Below are 15388 nucleotides of genomic sequence, written 5' to 3' on the forward strand. Positions count from 1 at the left end.
CGTCCGCCAGCCACTCCGCCGCCCAGCGGGTCCAGGACCGCTGGTCCTTGGCGTCTCCCTCAAAGGGCGGAGGGGCGGCGTCTCCCATACTGGAATATTTTTTGGCGGTGGATTTGTTCTTCTCGCTCTGCGTCCGGCCTCCGGAGGCGTAGGGCGGGTCGGTGATGATAGCGTCAAAGGTGCCGGGGGCGAAGTCTCCCAACAGCTTCAGGGCGTCGCCCTGGATGATGGTCCACTTATCTTTCATGGGCAGATTTTCCTTTCTTTTTGTGAGTTTTTTTCGGTTCGATGGGAGGCGCGGACAGCTCAGTGTCCACGTACTCGCTGATAATGCTGAGGGCTTCATCATAGCTGCCGGAGGCTTCACATCGCTTGAACATCTCGTCGATCTGTTCCCGCATCCCGGCTTCCTTCAGCAGCATAGAGGCATTGCCCAGGATGGCGTAGATGTTGCCATCCATACCGGCAAGGTCCATCTTCGGCTTTTGCGGGGAATATGCCTGAGTAAATCCTTCCAGACGGTTGGGGACGTAGTCAGAGAGCCACGTTCCACCGAACTGGTCATGGGTCTGGAGCCGCCACATGGCCAGCTTTCCCATGTCCAGTTTCACACCCTCAAAGGGGAACAGCAGGTTTGTCAGGCCGTCGTGCTGGAAGACGGAGGCCCGCTCGAAGCGGCTGCCGTCCAGCAGGATACCGCTTTCGGTGAGCAGTCCGTTGACGCCGTTCAGCCATTCCTGCAAAGGGCCGCCGCAGCCCTGGAGGATGAGACCCTCCTTACCGCTCATTGTCTGCAGATCTTCTGTGGTGATGTTTGTAATGTTATCGCTCATGTGCAGTGTTCTTTCCTTTCTGTTTCGCTTTGGAAGCAAGACCGGCTGCCGGAGACTCCCTGCCGCAGCCGCGGAGATGCCAGAGCATATGGCCCATTTCCTCCCCGTGGTCATAGCCGCTGATCTCCTGCTCCCAATAGCCTCTTACCACTTCCAGGGGATTGTCGAGACCCAGCAGGTATTCCACCTCGTCGTCGTCACACACAGCCGCCAGCTCGTCGCAGAGCTGCTGGGCGGCGGTGATCTCCGGGGCCAGCCGGATGATTTCCTCAAAGGGCTTTTCCTGGAGCTGGGCGAGGTAGTCCTGGTAGTTTTGGTCCAGCCGCAATTGCAGGATTGCGTTTTGGTCCTGACTCATCGCTCATGACCTCCTTTTCGAACGATCTGTTTGCGGGGCCAGACACGCTGAGGCGGTTCCTGCCCAAAGACGATCGGAATGCCCTGGTCCTGAGCACGGCGAATTTCTGCCCGCATCCCCTCGGTGATCGTGGAACCATAGACGTTGATCTGATGGCAGGACTCCAGCAGGCGAAGGCCCATCTCTCGTGCCGCCTCGTCCTGAACAGAGCAAGCCGGATCGGCGTTGGAGGGAAGCGTAATGTGGGGGCAGACGGGAATGTTGCCGGATTGGAATACCTCCTGGGCCTTCTGCCGGGCGAACTCGATGTTGTTAGCCACATCTCCCCGGAGCGGGGCGCAGATATACACCAGCTTGGGGCCGTCATGACCACGCTCCGGCATCCGCTCCCAGAAGGGATCCAGGTATTGCCGGACCTGCTGGAGAAGCAGCTCCCGGTCTGCGGGGGCGGGCCTCCAGGCGTACCACTCCGGTTTACCGTCGCAGATCCAAATATGAGGGGATACGCCGCCGCGGAAATTTGGATTTCCGGGGACAGGCTTCTTTTCCCAAACGTCCTGGAATCTCAGCAGCAGTGTATCCACCTCACCCTCTGTGCGGTTCAGCACCTTTATTTTCAGTGCGTTATAGTGGTCGGCCATCCCGGTGGTGACGAACTCTAGCCGGACCCGCAGGTCCTTCCCCAGCGTTCCCAAACAGGCCCGGCCCGCGAAGCTGGGGTCGGAGATAACATCGCTGTCCCCAAGCAATTTCCGCAGTTCTCCTTCAAAGAAATTCATCGCTCCAGCTCCTTCCCTTTCGGCGCTTTCTCCTGCTTTTTGGGAGAGCGGGAGGGCTTCAGCTCATCCCTGGCCGGGTTCCGGACAATAGAGCGGCTTTGCCCATCCAGTATCAGCGTATCCGGTGTGCTGTTGCGGATTTTTTCTTCCCAGAGGATTACGGCGGTTCCGGTAACCTCTACGGCTCCCGCCACTGTGCCGTAAACAGTACAGTGGCCGCTGAGCTTCGGAAATTTTCCCCGGTCCCTGGCGTCAAGGACCAAGGCGGAGCCGGAGGCCCTGGCCTCCTCGCACAGAACCGCGCCCCGAATGTACGCGGCGTCCTCCGCCCTGGCGTGGCCGGACAACGTGCTCCGCTGCGTTACATACGCCTGGTCACAGGCGACGGCCCCGTCACGCAGGCAGGAATCTTTGTCCACAGAGGCGGACCCGGCGGCGATGGCGTCGCCGAAAATCCAGGAGACGTCGCCCTCCTCCTGGGAGAGGTTGCATTCCGCCTCCACAAAACCGCCCAGATCCCCGGCCCTCACCTCAACGCCGACGTCTCGCAGGGCGCGGATGCGGTGGAGAAAGGGATATTTTTCGTGGGCGATATCGGTGATCTCAAATTTTTTACTGCTCGTTTACATCAACTCCTCTGTAAAAATTGTGCTTTGGGTCAGCCCCAAACAGTACTATTTTTATGGTGAAAAGGCTATCACGATACTCCACAAAGAAACAGGCGGAAACCCGGCAAAATCAACAGGGGCGGGCTACCTGTCCTTCGGCTTTTCCCGTCTTTTGGGGCCCCTTTTCCGGCGAAGCGGCTTGCCCTGGCGGAACGCCTCCGTAAACCGCCGCTCCGCCAGCTCCCGCCAGAGGGGGTTGTATTCTGTCTGGACACGGTTTTCCTCCGCCCAAAAAGTAATGTGGGCGGCGACGGCAGGGCAGGTCTTGAAAATCATAGTCATCGCCTGGGTCATTTCCGGATCGCTGCCTATAAACAGCCGGTGAGAGGAATCGTCCGTCTTGGCGGGGCAGGACTTCTTGTCGTTCCATAACAGCGCGACGGCGTTGGTTACAGGTATTGCGTGCTCCTTGGCAAAGGCCCTGGCCCGCAGCAGGGTTTTCTCCGGCTGAAAGCTGCCGAAGTCCACGGTGTAGAAGGATTTCAGCTTCCCGTTCTCGTGAACAGAGAGCAGGGCCAGGGGACTGTTTTCGTCCGCTGACCTCGGCGTGTGAAAGCACATCAAACAGCCCTGATCGGCAAGCCCGGCTATCTGCGTTGCTGTGCTGCCGTTTTGCATGTAAACGGCGGCGGCTGCCATCTCGGAGGGCAGAAGTGTGCCGCAGGAAATGGCTCCGTAAACATCCTGTACGGTTTCAGGCAGGAAATTGTTTTTGAGAAAACCGAAGGACGTCATCATCGCTTCTAAAAAGTCGTAGGAAAACTCGCCGCACATTTCCAGGCCGTAACGGTACCACGCCTCCGTCGTTTTGCCGTCCAGGCGGGGGACCAACTGCTGGAGCTGACGTTCAAATTCTTCTCTTTTCATAGAACCTCCCCGAACTATTGTCTTGTACTTCATGCGGCGCTCCGAAGCGCGCCCTGATCTTCCTGCCGGAAGAGGGCGTCGATGTCCGAGAAGCGCTGGGTGCGGTTGAACTTCTCCGTGGTCTTGCCGGGGATGGCCTGGAGTTCCAGCATCCTGGCCCACAGGTCCGGGTGATGGTCGTAAAGGTGGCGCAGCTCCGCCCGCTTGGCGTTGGGGCAGAACCAGCACCCGCCCCGGTCGGTGAATTCATAGACAGGCGAAAGGAGTCCCGCCTTTCGGCAGAACTCCCATGCGTCTTTTTCCGTGAAATTGTATTTTGCCAGCAGAGACACCTGCCTGCCGCCCTCCAGACGGAGCAGCCGTTCCTGCTCATCTTTGGCGATGCCGATGTATTGAACCGTCACAGGCGGCAGGGTTTCCTGGTACCGCTGGATGGGCCGGACCTTGCAGTCCCGCTGGACGGCGCACTTCCCGCACAGGGGAAAGGAACGGACCATACCCTTTTTGGGGCCGCGGGTGATCCTGCCGGTGAACAGATCCACATAGGTCTTTTTCGAGCGGAGAACGATTATTTTTATCCCCATTCGCTCCAGGGCGGGGATGGCGGTTTTGTAGATGAAGTCCCGGTGTTCCGGCACCTCGCCGGAAATGTCTTTGTTGAACATGACTTCGCAGTAGACCGCCTCGTCCAGAGGCTCGTTATGTTCCAAAGCCAGCAGCAGAGTCGCCAGAGAGTCCTTGCCAAAAGAACAGGAGGCAATAAATTTGGTCCGTTCCATATCAGCGCTCCTGACGGGGCGGCTTCCGCTTCCGAATAGGCGGGTTCAGGAACCGCTTTGCCTCTTGGAAGCCAACCGTGTCCACGTAGTACGCCTTTTCCTCCCCGCCCCGGTTCAGGACGATCACGTCGCTCATGGACAGGGACCGCATCCGATCTCCGAAGGGGCGGCTGTCTTGATTGTGCTTGAGGTATAAATCATCCAAAGTGGCCTTGGGCGCCAGAACGCCCCGGTAAGCCCGCTGGTAATGGGACATCCGCAGCTTGACTTTCGCCTGCTCGTAGGGCATGAAGGCGTATGACGCGGCGCTGGCGTCTTTGAGCTGGTAGATGGTATAGGTGTCGCAGACGTCGCCCTCTTTGGGATGCTCGGGAGCATAAACAGCCCCGTTCCGCTCCTGGATCTCAGCGAACTGGCAGATGTGGAAGGTTTCGCCGCCGATCCGGGCGTGGGTGGCGTCAATGTACCGGCAGGGGAGGATTCTCCGGTCATCGCCGAAGGTGGTGAGGGTGATATTCTCTCCGTCCGGCACATGGAAGAGGGTGTTGTAATCGCTGTCGATGAAGCGGACTAACCCGCCGTCCGCCTCGTTCGGGAAAGCCAGAACACCAAATACATTGACGGGGGTATCGCCGTTCATCGCGCCTCCCTTTCACAGGCTTCCGCCAGGGCGGCGGCCCGGTTCGTCTGCTCCCAGGGAGCGTCCTGGTGGGTGAAATGCCCGTAATTGCAATAGCGGGCGAAGATGGGACGATCCAGTCCAAGGGCCCGGATGATACCGCCGGGAGTCAGGTCGAACACCTGCCGGACTGCCTGTTCCAGAACCGCCTCCGGGTATCGCCCGGTCTCATGGAGGTCAATGTCCACGGCCACCGGCTCCGCCCTGCCGATAGCGTAGGCGAGGCCGACGGTACAGCGTTCCGCCAGACCGGCGGCCACGATGTTCTTGGCGACGTACCGGGCCATGTAGGTCCCGCTGCGGTCTACCTTGCTGGCGTCCTTTCCGGAGAGCGCCCCGCCGCCGTGGGGAACGAGGCCGCCGTAGGTGTCCACCATCAGCTTCCGGCCCGTCAGGCCGGTGTCCGCCTCAAAGCCGCCCAGGACGAAGCGCCCGGAAGGGTTGATGAGGACCTCCGTTTCGTGGTCGGGGTAGAGGTCCCGCAGGGCGGGGACGATGACGTGGCGGGTGACCTCCTTCCGAAGCTCCTCCAGATTCTTCTCCTCATCGTGCTGGCAGGAAACCACCACAGCGGCGATTCGCTCGGGCCTGCCCTTTCGGTATTCCACGGATACCTGGGCCTTGCCGTCCGGGCCGAGGCCCTGGATGGTCCCCAGCTTGCGGGCGTTGGTGAGTGTCAGCGTCAGCCGGTGGGCAAGCACCACGGGCAGGGGGAGGAGCTGGAGCGTTTCCGTACAGGCGAAGCCGTACATGATACCTTGGTCGCCAGCCCCCATTTCACTGGAGCCGCTCACAGCCCCGGCGATGTCTCCGCTCTGGTCATGGGTGACGGCCTCCACCTCATAATCACAGGAATAGCCGGTTTCCCGCACCGTCCGGCAGACGATGGCGGGGATATCCGGCAGCCGCCGGGCGGTAATCTCCCCGGCGACAATGATTTTTCCCGCCGTGGCCATGGCCTCGCAGGCCACATGGGCGGCGGGATCATGCTTCAAACAGGCGTCCAGAACGCGGTCGGCGATGGCGTCGCACAGCTTGTCCGGGTGGCCTTCGGTGACCGACTCGGCGGTCAGGATGTACTTATCTCTCATGAGTCTTTCCTCTTTTCTTTTTTTGTTCTGTGGGTTTTTCAGGGGAATCAGGCACTTCCAACGGAATGGCAAGCAGATGGGGATGATCAAACATCTCTTTGTAAGAACGAAGCTGGAAATCGGTCAGGGAAATGAAATTTTCGCCGCCCACTCCGACAATTAGAAAGGTCCCGCAGAGAACGTCATACGGATCGCCATAGCAGTCGCAGAGGAGACGGTTGGGAGGCAAATTCAGGTTTTTGCCCTCGGCGTTACAGATAATGGCAGCAGACTCCGTAAAAGGAGAAACCATTTCAATTTTCCCGCCGACAACACCCTGCAGGGACTTGAGATCGGGAAGGATTTCCCGCACCTCGCAGGGCTTCGTCGGCTCAACCACAAGGACCTTAATCGTTTGTTTGCTCATTCTTTCTTCCCTGGGAGGCAGCTCTGCCGCCCTCTCCAGCTTGTCTGTTTGATAGCAGTAAATGTAAAAGTTGTAATTTCCCCGCAGGGGCAGGAAGCGCAGATAGTAGCGGCGCTTAGGGGTATCCACCCGGAAGCCGTAATAATCTTTGCCGGATTCAGGGCTCATTTGGGCCTGCTTATGCTTCCAGCAGAAGCTCTGCATGGCGCTGAGGTTTTTGAGGGGCCCGTTCTTCCGCAGAGCATTGACCACGCTGTCCAGCTCATCCTTGAAATCCTGGTCCACTAGTTCCTCCTGGTGGACCCACCATGTGGTCCAGAACTCCGTTCCCCGGGCAAAATCCCCCCGCAGGTGACCGATGCAAGCCTGATCCTCCGCATTGCCGGAAAAGGACAGAAATTCCTCGTCTTTGCCCATTCCCTGGAGGGGATACGCTTCATCGCTCATGATCCTTCGCCTCCTTCTTTTTGGGAGGCATCTGCGGCCTGGATTCCCGCGACAGCTCCATGTTCAGCTTCCGAATCATCTGCACCGTATTGCGGAACGCCATGTAGCGTTTGATCTGCTCAGGATCGTTCGTGACCATGCGGACCGTCTCCCAGCAAGGACTTCCATGGAGGCTCTTATCCTCCTGCACCACCAGGGCCGGGAACTCCCCGCCCTCCATCACGACGCGGCAGCCTCTCTGGTCCTCGTCGCGGCTGTAGAGGCCGTAGGTGATGCCGATGGCCTTCAGCGCCTCCAGAGCGTCCACGGTGGTGTACACGCTGCCGGTGGAGATATGGACCTCGCCGGATAGCGAAATCTTTTTACCGCTCATGAGAATTTCCTCCTTTCAGCGGTCTGCCGCGTTTGATAAAAGCGTTGTTGATTCGCTCTGTCTCCGCATGGACCTCCTCCACAGCGTGGTCCCACGCTTCCTTCAAAGCGGCTGCCGGAAGACCGCTGCATCGGTATCCCTCCAGGATGCCGTTGTAGTAGCCGGTGGTTGGAAGCATGGGTTCCTTAAACCGCTCATCCATAATGTAGGCCATGACGGAGAGAGACCGGCCCAAGCCGTCCCGGACAGTCACCGTGCGCTTATCGTAAAAGCGGGGATAGCCCTCATACCGGTCCAGGGAGCGCTCACACGACCGCGTGAGGCTCCACAGCAGGCCATGGACCCTGCCGCCCGCTTTGGGAGCAATGGTAGCGAAGCCGCCCCGGCGAAACAACAGTTCATAGTCCTCCAGAAATACCGGCCCAACGACACAGGCGTCCGGGCAGCGGCAGGCCATCTGCTCCAGGTTGATGTTGCTGCCGTAGGCGAAGTACAGTCCGTCAGCCATCCTCCAGCACCTCCAGGGCCCCGGCCTTTGCCAGCAGAGTGAACATGGCCCTGGCCTGCCGCTCCAGACTGCCCTCCGGCAGGGGACACTCCAAGTCCGTGGCCCGGATGAAATTGCTTCGGAGCTGCCAGAGGTAGCTCTCGGCGTCGGGGAACTCGGTGGGGTCGAAGGCGGTCAGGCGGAGTTGTTCCAGAATTTCCGTCCCGGTCCCCTCATAGGTCCTTGTGTCAATGCGGATTTTCATTTATCATTCACCTCTCATTTTCACGGTGTTTTTTCTTTCGGCGGTTGACCTCGTAGCTGTCTTTGTCATGGCGCCACGCCCGGTCGCCGTCAAGGTTGGAGAGAAGGACGTCTCGGGTCTCCTTGAACTCGTCGCCGTTGAGGCCCAGGCGGACCAGCCAGACCCGGAAGGTGAACAGCTCGTTGTCGCTGCGGGTCTTTTTCATGACGGTGCTCCGCTGGGCGATGGCCTGGGCGGACATGGCGAGGCACAGATTCACATAGGCCGCCGCCTTGGCGGGGTCCAGGGTAGAGTTGAAGCACCGCCATTCGACGGTGCCTCGGTAGAAAACAGAATGAAGATTCAGGGCGTAGTAACGGGATTTATTATAGTGGTCCCGGCGGGTCCTGCCGTCACCCTCAAAGCCCTCGTACCAGATGTTCTCCAGCTGCGTGAGGTCCGGGGTCTCCTCCGCGGAGAGGGTCCGGGCTTTCTTCAGCATGGGTTCCCGCACCTTCTGGCACCACTCTATGGCCCTTGCCTCATTCACCCGCAAGGCTTTGAAGAGAAGGTCCTCCTTGGAGTACATGATGCCAATCAAATTTTTGAGGCTCTGGCGGTTGTGGGCGGAAGCGTCCACATGGACATGGAGTCCGCAGGAGTCATTCACTTTCGCGCCAATAGCCGTCATCCGCCGCATGCACTCCTGGAGGAGGGACAGATCGCCATAGGCCAGCTTGGGCGTGACCATTTCCACCTTATAGGGCATGCCCTCAGCAGAATCCTTATCAAGCTGCAAGTATCCATCCGCGGACTGACATTCCGGGTGGATGCTGGAATCGCTCATGAGCTTCCACTCTTTCCCTGCCGGGTCCTTCACAATCCAGGAGCCATAAATATGTTCCCAATACTCGGGGGTGGCGCCAAAATAGTTCGCCAGAGCGTGAGCGGCCTCCTCACGGGTGATTCCTGTCATCTCGATCTCCACGCCAAAGCACTGCTCCTTCATCCCGATCATGCCGCCTTGTCCTTCCGCAGTTCTTCGTCCACAGCCCGGATACGCCGCCCGATGGCTTCAATCACGTTGACCGTAACGCTGTTCCCTGCCTGCCGGTAAGCCTGAGAATCCGAGGTGATGGCGAGGAGGCGGTCGATCTGGCCCTCGTCGAAGCCCTGGAGCCGGAGGCACTCCCTGGGCATGAGGCGGCGGATGCGTCCGCCCCGCTCCACGATGCCCTGGACGCTGGCGGCGTCATGAGCCAGCTTGCTGACTCTGCCGCCTCTGGTCCTGCTGGAGGGATACCTCAAGTCCACACTGTCGCCGGGAGCGGCCTCCGTGTAGCCCTGTTTGGTTCCCTCTTTGATAAGCAGTACCCCGGAACGCTCCGCCCGGTGGTTGGAGAGGGTGGTCTGCCCATAGCGGGCAGTAAGACAGCGGGCGGTATCCGTCCGTCTGGGTTCCCCCACAGACAGATCTACAAAGGCGGCGTCGGGCGGAATCAGGTACAGCCCCGTCTTGCCGCCCATGCCTCCGGCTCCCGCCGTCTGGGTGCAGGCTACTCCTTTGACATCGTAGACACGGGAGCCCTGCGGCCCGCCGAGGACTTGAACAAGAGCCTTTCCGTTTGCTCCGGCGAGAGGAAATACTTTGCCGGAGCATCGGGAATCAAGATATCCGATAATATAGACCCTTCTCCGTGATTGAGGCACCTGGTGGTCTGCGCTGTCACACACATTCCATTCGAGACCATACCCCAGCTCATGAAGCGTGGAGAGGATGATCGCAAATGCCCGTCCCTGGTCGTGGAGTAAAATTCTGGGAACATTTTCAAGCAGCAGATACGCAGGCTGCTTTGCTTTAGCCAGCCGGGCAATTTCAAAGAAGAGAGCGCCTCTGGGGTCAGCGAAGCCCAATTTGCGCCCTGATGCAGACCACGATTGGCACGGAAAACCGGCGCAAAGCAGGTCGAAATCCGGCATTCCGCCGGGGTCGATTTTTGTGGCGTCTGGATAGTACACTTCCTCCTTCCCAATATCGTGGATGGCGCGGTAGCTGGCGTCGGCGTATTTGTCAATCTCGCAGTGGCCGACGCACTGGAAACCGCCTACGCGGGTCAGCCCGGCCCGGAAGCCGCCGATTCCCGCGAACATATCAAAATAACGAATCAGATTCTTCTCCACCTCCATTGTTTTGCAGCGCAAGCAGAAAACCGAGGACGTTTTCATCCACGTCCCCGGCCTGCGGCTGCACAGGTTTTTCTGTTGCGAAAACAAATTCCACACCGCGCAGTTCCTCCCGGACGATTTGACGAACAGTCTCCACCAGAGCGTCGTACTCGTTCATCCGGCAGACGGCCCGGCACACAGCCTCCGTCCGCCGGCCCGATGGGATGGCGCACAGCCGTTTCCATGCCTCCCGCTGGAGAGGAGACGCCATAGAGAAGGAGAGGTTCAATCTTCTCCTTTCAGCCATGGCTAACGCTCCGCGTCAACTGCCCAACGAGCCGTTCATAGCCCTTGGCGTTCAGGCATACGTCATCCAGAATGACCGGGCGGCACAGGCCCTCTGTGGCCCGGACACGGCGTTTCAGCAGGGCCGCCCCTCCGCCCAGGAAGACGGCGGGCATGGCGCGGGCGTCCAGGCCGCTCTCCGCGATGGCGGACAGCAGGCGGCGGGCGTAGCCGTCCGCCTCCCGGTGGATGATCTGTTTGGCATTGTCATCTACACTGCTGGCTTCCCCGCACAGCACACTCTCGATCTGCGCCGCCGTCATGGACAGGCCCAGAGAACGGCGTACCTGCTCCGCGCTCTCGTCCAGGCACCGGATCATGCCCAGCTCCAGGCTCCGGCAGGTGGCGGCGTTGGGGATTCGGTTATCCAGGCGCATCAGGTCCACTGTCCAGCCGCCGACGTCCGCCAGGATAACGGAGGGCTCGTTCAGCAGGTCCGGCTGGGTCAATACGGCGGCGTAGCCCTGGGGAAACAGGGAGACCTCCGTGATCCTGACGGTGTACGCGCTTCCCTCGAAGCGAAAAAATACGGGCCTGCCGTCCCGGAGGAGGTAGGCCCGGAATTTCTTCTTGTCCCGCCCGAAGCTGGTGAGGGGAAGCCCTGCCGCCAGATGGACGGAGGCTGTGGCGTCCGCCTTACGGCAGGCCAGCTCCTTGGCGACGGCGGCCAGGGTCAGGAGGTAGTAGTCCTCCGTCAGCGTTTTGTCCTTCTGGAGCGGCTGGCGGCCGCTGCCGACAACATAGAACTTGCCGCCGTACTCCAGCACATTCTGCTGGGTATAGGGCTCATGGTCGTATTCCACCAGCCCGGTGGGAAAGGAGAAATGGGCGCTTTTCATGGCGGCGTAGCCGTGATCCACGCCTATGGTCAGGGTATCGCTCATCGGGGTTCACCTCGTTTCTGCCGTTTCTGCTCCAGCTTCTGCCTTCGCTCCTTGCACCAGGGAGCCATCGCCACTTCATCCTCCGTCATCATAAAGCCGCCCCTGCTCCGCCAGACTCGAACGGAAAGCTCCCCATGGGAAGGAGAAGCAGGGCACTGGAGCGCTTTATTCCCAAGGCCCTCGTCGAAAAGGCTCCGGCAGTATTCCTTCAATGCCAGAAGCTCCATGGCCTCCAGATCGCCGTTCAGGCGGCAGACAGCGGTACCGAAAAATTTCCCCTCCACATCCTCCACCCCAAGGCACAGGGAGGATACCTTGCCAGCCAAATCCCGGAAAGCCTCCAGGGTTGAGAAATCCGCTTGAAACAGGCCGGTCAGGTCTGCCGGGGGCGGTCCGGCCGCGAGGGCCGACTGGATAGCGCTGTGGTATTCGGAGAAACGTTCCCTGACAGCGTCGCTCACAAAGTCCGGGTCGGGCATCTCCATTGTGCTGTCCTCCCGGCCCAGATCGGTCACATCCACACGCAGAGAGGTATACAGCTTCAGTTCCTTGCTTTGATCGCTTATCTTACATCACCTCGTTCCTTCTTGACTTTTTTGCTTTTCTGAGCGGTGACGCGGGCCGCTTGAATTTCCGGGCTGGTCACATTCCAGGTGTCGTTACGCTGTCCGATCAGCCGTGCCAAATCATTTGCCTCCATGTATTTGGCGCATAATTTGGGGAGATAGGCCGCGGTTTCACTCCATGTATAGGGATACCCAATGCCCTCTCCATACACGATGTCCTTTTTCAGCTCCTCTTTCAGCGCACGATATTGAGCGGGATCAAAATCCTCGTATGTGCTCCGGCCTGTGAGTTCCTTGTAGGCGCTGTCTCCCATATGGGGGAGGCAGTCAAAGCGCTGGTCCTGATAGTCCGGCGCGTCAACCAGGGAGTCCGGGTCTTTCAGCGCGGCCATGTACACCTCTTTGCCCTGGGCCACCAGCCATGTGCGGAAGTCCATAAAGCCGTCATCTGTGCAGCCGCCCCGTTCCATGACAGAGGCGGCGGTCCACAGGCCGTACTGATCGGCCAAGCTGCTGTAGGCATGGGCAAAGTCATCGAACCTCCTGGCCTGTTCCGGCCCCAGGTCCATCAGCCGTTCCATCAGCCACTCGCCGGGGCCGCTTGGATATTCCTTCGCCTGGGCGATCAGCGCCCAGAAGGTTTCCTTGCTGATCTCTGCTATAGGCTGATTCATCTGTTTTCACCGCCCTTCTGTTTGTCGGGCCGCGCCCTTTTCCTTTGGGGAGCTGCCGCCCTTGCCTTTTGGATGGCCGGGTCGTCATGGTTCCACAGACGCCCGGTATAACAGCCGTTCTCCTGGATGATGAGCGCCGCGTTCCACAGACCGTATTTGTTTGCCAATTCCATGTAGCCGTGCATGATGCTGTGGAAATTCAGAATTTGTTCCGGCTTCATCGCCAGCAGGTGGTCCGTCAGCCAGTATACGGATTCTTTGTGATTTCCGCCGCAGGAGGCCCTTGCCTGATCAATCAGCATGATTCTGGTGTATTCGCTCCGGCAATGATAGCTTACCGCTTGAAAGGGAATGGCGCGGCCGGGAGCGTCCCGGTTGATAATGTCAATCTGGAGCGGGCTGTACAGCCTCAGTTCTACGGTCTCGCTCATCTGCTGCCCTCTCCTCTCTGGGGCCGGGGACGGACGTGGGCCTTTGCAGTCTCCAGTTCCTCCTTTGTGCGGATGAAAAAGCCGTCGTATTCCCAAAAGGAGACATAGAGGTCGCCATAGTCTGTCTTTCGTGGCCGCTGCTCATAGCCCTCGCCCCAGCCGTCGGAATACTGTCCCATGCAAAACTCCTTCAGTTCCTCCAGCTCACCAGGGCCGAGGACGCCACTGACTTTACAGACGGCCACGCCGAACAGCTCCCCATCTACCTCCTCAACGTCTACGCTGATGGAGAGAACTTTTTCATCCACAGCCTTCGAGCCGTCAAAGTAAGTCATGAGGCCCCGCTCCTCCTCATCCGGCAGGCGCTCATCCTCAATGCCCTGGCGGATGGCGTCCTGATAGCCGGTCAGCGCATAGCCTCCCAAGACTTGGGGCCCGCAGCCGGGTTCCTCCTCCGGGTCCGCCTCAAACAGCTCGGCATACAGGGGGCTGTAGAGCTTCCATTCCGTAATTTTTTCTTCCGCAGTAATCACCTCTGTTTTTTGAGATTTTTGAGTTTCCTCCGAGGCAAGCAGGTCCCCGAAACCCATGCGCTCCAAGACCTTCCGGTACAACTTCCGCTCAAACGCCAGATACTCCGGCGCGGAGGTATCCACCTCCCGCAGGATGGCCTCCTCATAGCAGGTCCCGGTCACGATCTCCCACTCCACGGCGCCGAACCGGGTGGCGGTCAGCCAGCGCAGAAGCTGGCGGCCATCCATCTGCTCAAACAGGCCGCGGCTGTCCTCGTAGGCGAAATAGCTGTACAGGTCGATGCCCGTCATCTTTTTCGCCGCGCGGAACAGTGTGAAGCCCTGGGGGTCCAGGCTGGGGGAGACCGTCTCATAAAACCGGATCATCTCCGCCAGGGAAGACAGCTTTGGGCAGTAGGCGTCCAAAGCGGCTTGCAGCGCGGCCGACTTTTTCTCGGAAAAGTTTGCCCGGCGCCTGGCCTCGCTGTAATCGCCGCTGAGGCGCTGGCACTCCAGCTCGCTCTTTTCCAGAGCCGTTCGCGCCTGGCTCAGCTCCCGCTCCGCCGCCTCCAGCCGGGCGCGGGCGGCGGGGTATTCCCGAACAGATCGGAGCATCTCTCTCAGGCCCATAGTCAGCCCGCCTTTCGGAACCGGGCAAGGAACCGCTCCAGCACATGAATGCGCCCGCTCACCTTGGCGGCGGAAACGTCCAGGCCGTTCATCTGGCTCTGGATGCGGCGGCGAATGGCCTGGAGGGCCTGCCGGTCATTGCAGCACTCCAGCACGATATACTCGCTGCCGCGGGCCAGAACCTCCCGCTGGCCGGACTCGTCCCGGATGCTGGCCATGAGCCGCTGGCCCAGGCGTTTGCGGTAGCGGTCCTGGAGAAGCTCCGTGTCGCCGGAGACGTTGTACTTCTTGAGGATAGCGGCGATTTCGCCAGAGCTGATTTTCATATTGGTGAACAGTGTGTCAAGAATTTCATTTTCCGCTTCCGGTGGCAGAATCGGCCTGCCGGGAGGGCTTGCCGCCCGCGCGGGATATTCTTTGCTCATCGTTCCTTTCCTCCTCTCTTTTTCGGCGTTTTCTTCCCGTTATGGTCAAAATCGGGGGGCGCCACCGCCTCATGGTTATGGCGGCTGACATAAATTCCGTTGATCTGCACCGCCTGACTTTTTTGGAAGCCTACGGGGGCGGCATCCGGATTCAGGGCCGCATGGATAAACTCTTTTCGGTTTTCTTTAGGCGTGAAAACGCTGTAGGTGTGCTCACTTATCCGGTGCAGGAAAGCGGCGTGCTGGAGATCCGGCTGGCTGGAGATGAATTCAGCGACGGCCTTTTCCTCCAGAATAAGCGGCCCAGGGACTTCTTTCTCCAGCTCCGCGCCCAGCTTATCAATGTACCGGAGCATTTCCCGCACATTGCCGCACACAAATTCCGGCGTTCCGAAGCCGTACCGCTCTGTGGTCAGCGCCCATTTTCCAGACTGGCAGGGATGATCCAGGGTGATTAGAAAATACTTCCCATCCCGTTTCCCGGACAGCGGCTCAAAGCGGACGTCGTCGTACATCTGGCCAGTGGTCAGGGCGTTATTTTTGAACCAGACATAGTAGTTGTCCAGGATGAAGGGGGAGGTAATTCCCATGACCACCTTGGCGATTTTCTTCAGCCGTCCGGCGAGAGCTTTATCCTGGCAGAACCAGTCGTACCAGCCCGCCCCGCATTGTGTGTGAATGTCCGGGCTGTCGTAAAATCCGGCCTTGAACTGCTCCTGCCATTGGCGGACGGAGATTTCTTCT

General features: G+C 59.4%; 22 protein-coding genes and 1 pseudogene. All 23 read right to left on the minus strand.

Annotated elements, in window-relative coordinates:
- Window positions 1-247, minus strand: a pseudogene (locus QZ329_RS12140) (site-specific DNA-methyltransferase); the annotation flags it as partial.
- On the minus strand, window positions 237-833 hold the full coding sequence (locus tag QZ329_RS12145) for a hypothetical protein (RefSeq protein WP_295752964.1): 597 nt from the start codon (window positions 831-833) through the stop codon (window positions 237-239). The gene QZ329_RS12145 and the pseudogene QZ329_RS12140, both read right to left, overlap by 11 nt.
- Window positions 823-1191: a DUF3848 domain-containing protein gene (locus QZ329_RS12150; RefSeq protein ID WP_295752966.1), complete on the minus strand. Its 369-nt coding sequence runs from the start codon at window positions 1189-1191 to the stop codon at window positions 823-825. Before QZ329_RS12150 ends, QZ329_RS12145 begins: the two co-directional genes overlap by 11 nt.
- Entirely contained in the window at window positions 1188-1970 is a 783-nt protein-coding gene (locus QZ329_RS12155) for a DUF4406 domain-containing protein (RefSeq protein ID WP_295752968.1), read from the minus strand. Before QZ329_RS12155 ends, QZ329_RS12150 begins: the two co-directional genes overlap by 4 nt.
- Entirely contained in the window at window positions 1967-2473 is a 507-nt protein-coding gene (locus QZ329_RS12160) for a hypothetical protein (RefSeq protein ID WP_295752971.1), read from the minus strand. Before QZ329_RS12160 ends, QZ329_RS12155 begins: the two co-directional genes overlap by 4 nt.
- A gap of 249 nt (window positions 2474-2722) precedes the next feature.
- Window positions 2723-3505: a hypothetical protein gene (locus QZ329_RS12165; RefSeq protein ID WP_295752973.1), complete on the minus strand. Its 783-nt coding sequence runs from the start codon at window positions 3503-3505 to the stop codon at window positions 2723-2725.
- 29 nt (window positions 3506-3534) lie between these two features.
- Window positions 3535-4284, minus strand: coding sequence for a phosphoadenosine phosphosulfate reductase (locus QZ329_RS12170; RefSeq protein ID WP_295752975.1), 750 nt, complete (start codon window positions 4282-4284; stop codon window positions 3535-3537).
- 1 nt (window position 4285) lies between these two features.
- Window positions 4286-4924 (minus strand): YodL domain-containing protein, encoded by a 639-nt coding sequence (locus QZ329_RS12175; RefSeq protein WP_295752976.1) that lies wholly within the window; start codon window positions 4922-4924, stop codon window positions 4286-4288.
- Window positions 4921-6054: a methionine adenosyltransferase gene (gene metK, locus QZ329_RS12180; RefSeq protein WP_295752978.1), complete on the minus strand. Its 1134-nt coding sequence runs from the start codon at window positions 6052-6054 to the stop codon at window positions 4921-4923. Before metK ends, QZ329_RS12175 begins: the two co-directional genes overlap by 4 nt.
- Complete coding sequence (locus QZ329_RS12185; protein WP_295752981.1) at window positions 6044-6745, minus strand: DUF3846 domain-containing protein; 702 nt, start codon at window positions 6743-6745, stop codon at window positions 6044-6046. Before QZ329_RS12185 ends, metK begins: the two co-directional genes overlap by 11 nt.
- A 151-nt stretch (window positions 6746-6896) precedes the next feature.
- Window positions 6897-7280 (minus strand): hypothetical protein, encoded by a 384-nt coding sequence (locus QZ329_RS12190; RefSeq protein WP_295752983.1) that lies wholly within the window; start codon window positions 7278-7280, stop codon window positions 6897-6899.
- The gene (locus QZ329_RS12195) at window positions 7270-7788 is read right to left on the minus strand and encodes a gamma-glutamylcyclotransferase family protein (protein WP_295752985.1); all 519 of its coding nucleotides are present in this window, start codon (window positions 7786-7788) and stop codon (window positions 7270-7272) included. The genes QZ329_RS12190 and QZ329_RS12195 overlap by 11 nt, the downstream gene beginning before the upstream one ends.
- A complete protein-coding gene (locus QZ329_RS12200) occupies window positions 7781-8032 on the minus strand; it encodes a hypothetical protein (RefSeq protein ID WP_295752987.1) in 252 nt (83 codons plus the stop codon). Before QZ329_RS12200 ends, QZ329_RS12195 begins: the two co-directional genes overlap by 8 nt.
- A 7-nt stretch (window positions 8033-8039) precedes the next feature.
- Window positions 8040-9029 carry an amidoligase family protein gene (locus QZ329_RS12205; protein WP_295752989.1) on the minus strand — a complete coding sequence of 330 codons (990 nt, stop codon included), beginning with the start codon at window positions 9027-9029 and terminating at the stop codon, window positions 8040-8042.
- Window positions 9026-10198, minus strand: coding sequence for a DNA (cytosine-5-)-methyltransferase (gene dcm, locus QZ329_RS12210; protein ID WP_365352016.1), 1173 nt, complete (start codon window positions 10196-10198; stop codon window positions 9026-9028). The genes QZ329_RS12205 and dcm overlap by 4 nt, the downstream gene beginning before the upstream one ends.
- The gene (locus QZ329_RS12215; protein ID WP_295752991.1) at window positions 10164-10355 is read right to left on the minus strand and encodes a hypothetical protein; all 192 of its coding nucleotides are present in this window, start codon (window positions 10353-10355) and stop codon (window positions 10164-10166) included. The genes dcm and QZ329_RS12215 overlap by 35 nt, the downstream gene beginning before the upstream one ends.
- 121 nt (window positions 10356-10476) lie before the next feature.
- Complete coding sequence (locus QZ329_RS12220) at window positions 10477-11406, minus strand: ParM/StbA family protein (protein ID WP_295752993.1); 930 nt, start codon at window positions 11404-11406, stop codon at window positions 10477-10479.
- Window positions 11403-11891 carry a hypothetical protein gene (locus tag QZ329_RS12225; RefSeq protein ID WP_295752995.1) on the minus strand — a complete coding sequence of 163 codons (489 nt, stop codon included), beginning with the start codon at window positions 11889-11891 and terminating at the stop codon, window positions 11403-11405. Before QZ329_RS12225 ends, QZ329_RS12220 begins: the two co-directional genes overlap by 4 nt.
- A gap of 77 nt (window positions 11892-11968) precedes the next feature.
- Window positions 11969-12646 carry a DUF4240 domain-containing protein gene (locus tag QZ329_RS12230; protein WP_295752997.1) on the minus strand — a complete coding sequence of 226 codons (678 nt, stop codon included), beginning with the start codon at window positions 12644-12646 and terminating at the stop codon, window positions 11969-11971.
- Window positions 12643-13077: a DUF4240 domain-containing protein gene (locus QZ329_RS12235; RefSeq protein ID WP_295752999.1), complete on the minus strand. Its 435-nt coding sequence runs from the start codon at window positions 13075-13077 to the stop codon at window positions 12643-12645. The genes QZ329_RS12230 and QZ329_RS12235 overlap by 4 nt, the downstream gene beginning before the upstream one ends.
- Complete coding sequence (locus QZ329_RS12240) at window positions 13074-14219, minus strand: hypothetical protein (RefSeq protein ID WP_295753001.1); 1146 nt, start codon at window positions 14217-14219, stop codon at window positions 13074-13076. Before QZ329_RS12240 ends, QZ329_RS12235 begins: the two co-directional genes overlap by 4 nt.
- A gap of 2 nt (window positions 14220-14221) precedes the next feature.
- Window positions 14222-14644, minus strand: coding sequence for a synapsin-1 (Synapsin I) (locus QZ329_RS12245; protein ID WP_295753003.1), 423 nt, complete (start codon window positions 14642-14644; stop codon window positions 14222-14224).
- Window positions 14641-15388, minus strand: a 748-nt coding sequence (locus QZ329_RS12250) for a hypothetical protein (RefSeq protein ID WP_365352021.1), incomplete at its 5' end; no start/stop codon positions are given. The genes QZ329_RS12245 and QZ329_RS12250, both read right to left, overlap by 4 nt.

The sequence above is a fragment of the uncultured Oscillibacter sp. genome (assembly GCF_910579365.1).
Classification (GTDB): domain Bacteria; phylum Bacillota; class Clostridia; order Oscillospirales; family Oscillospiraceae; genus Oscillibacter.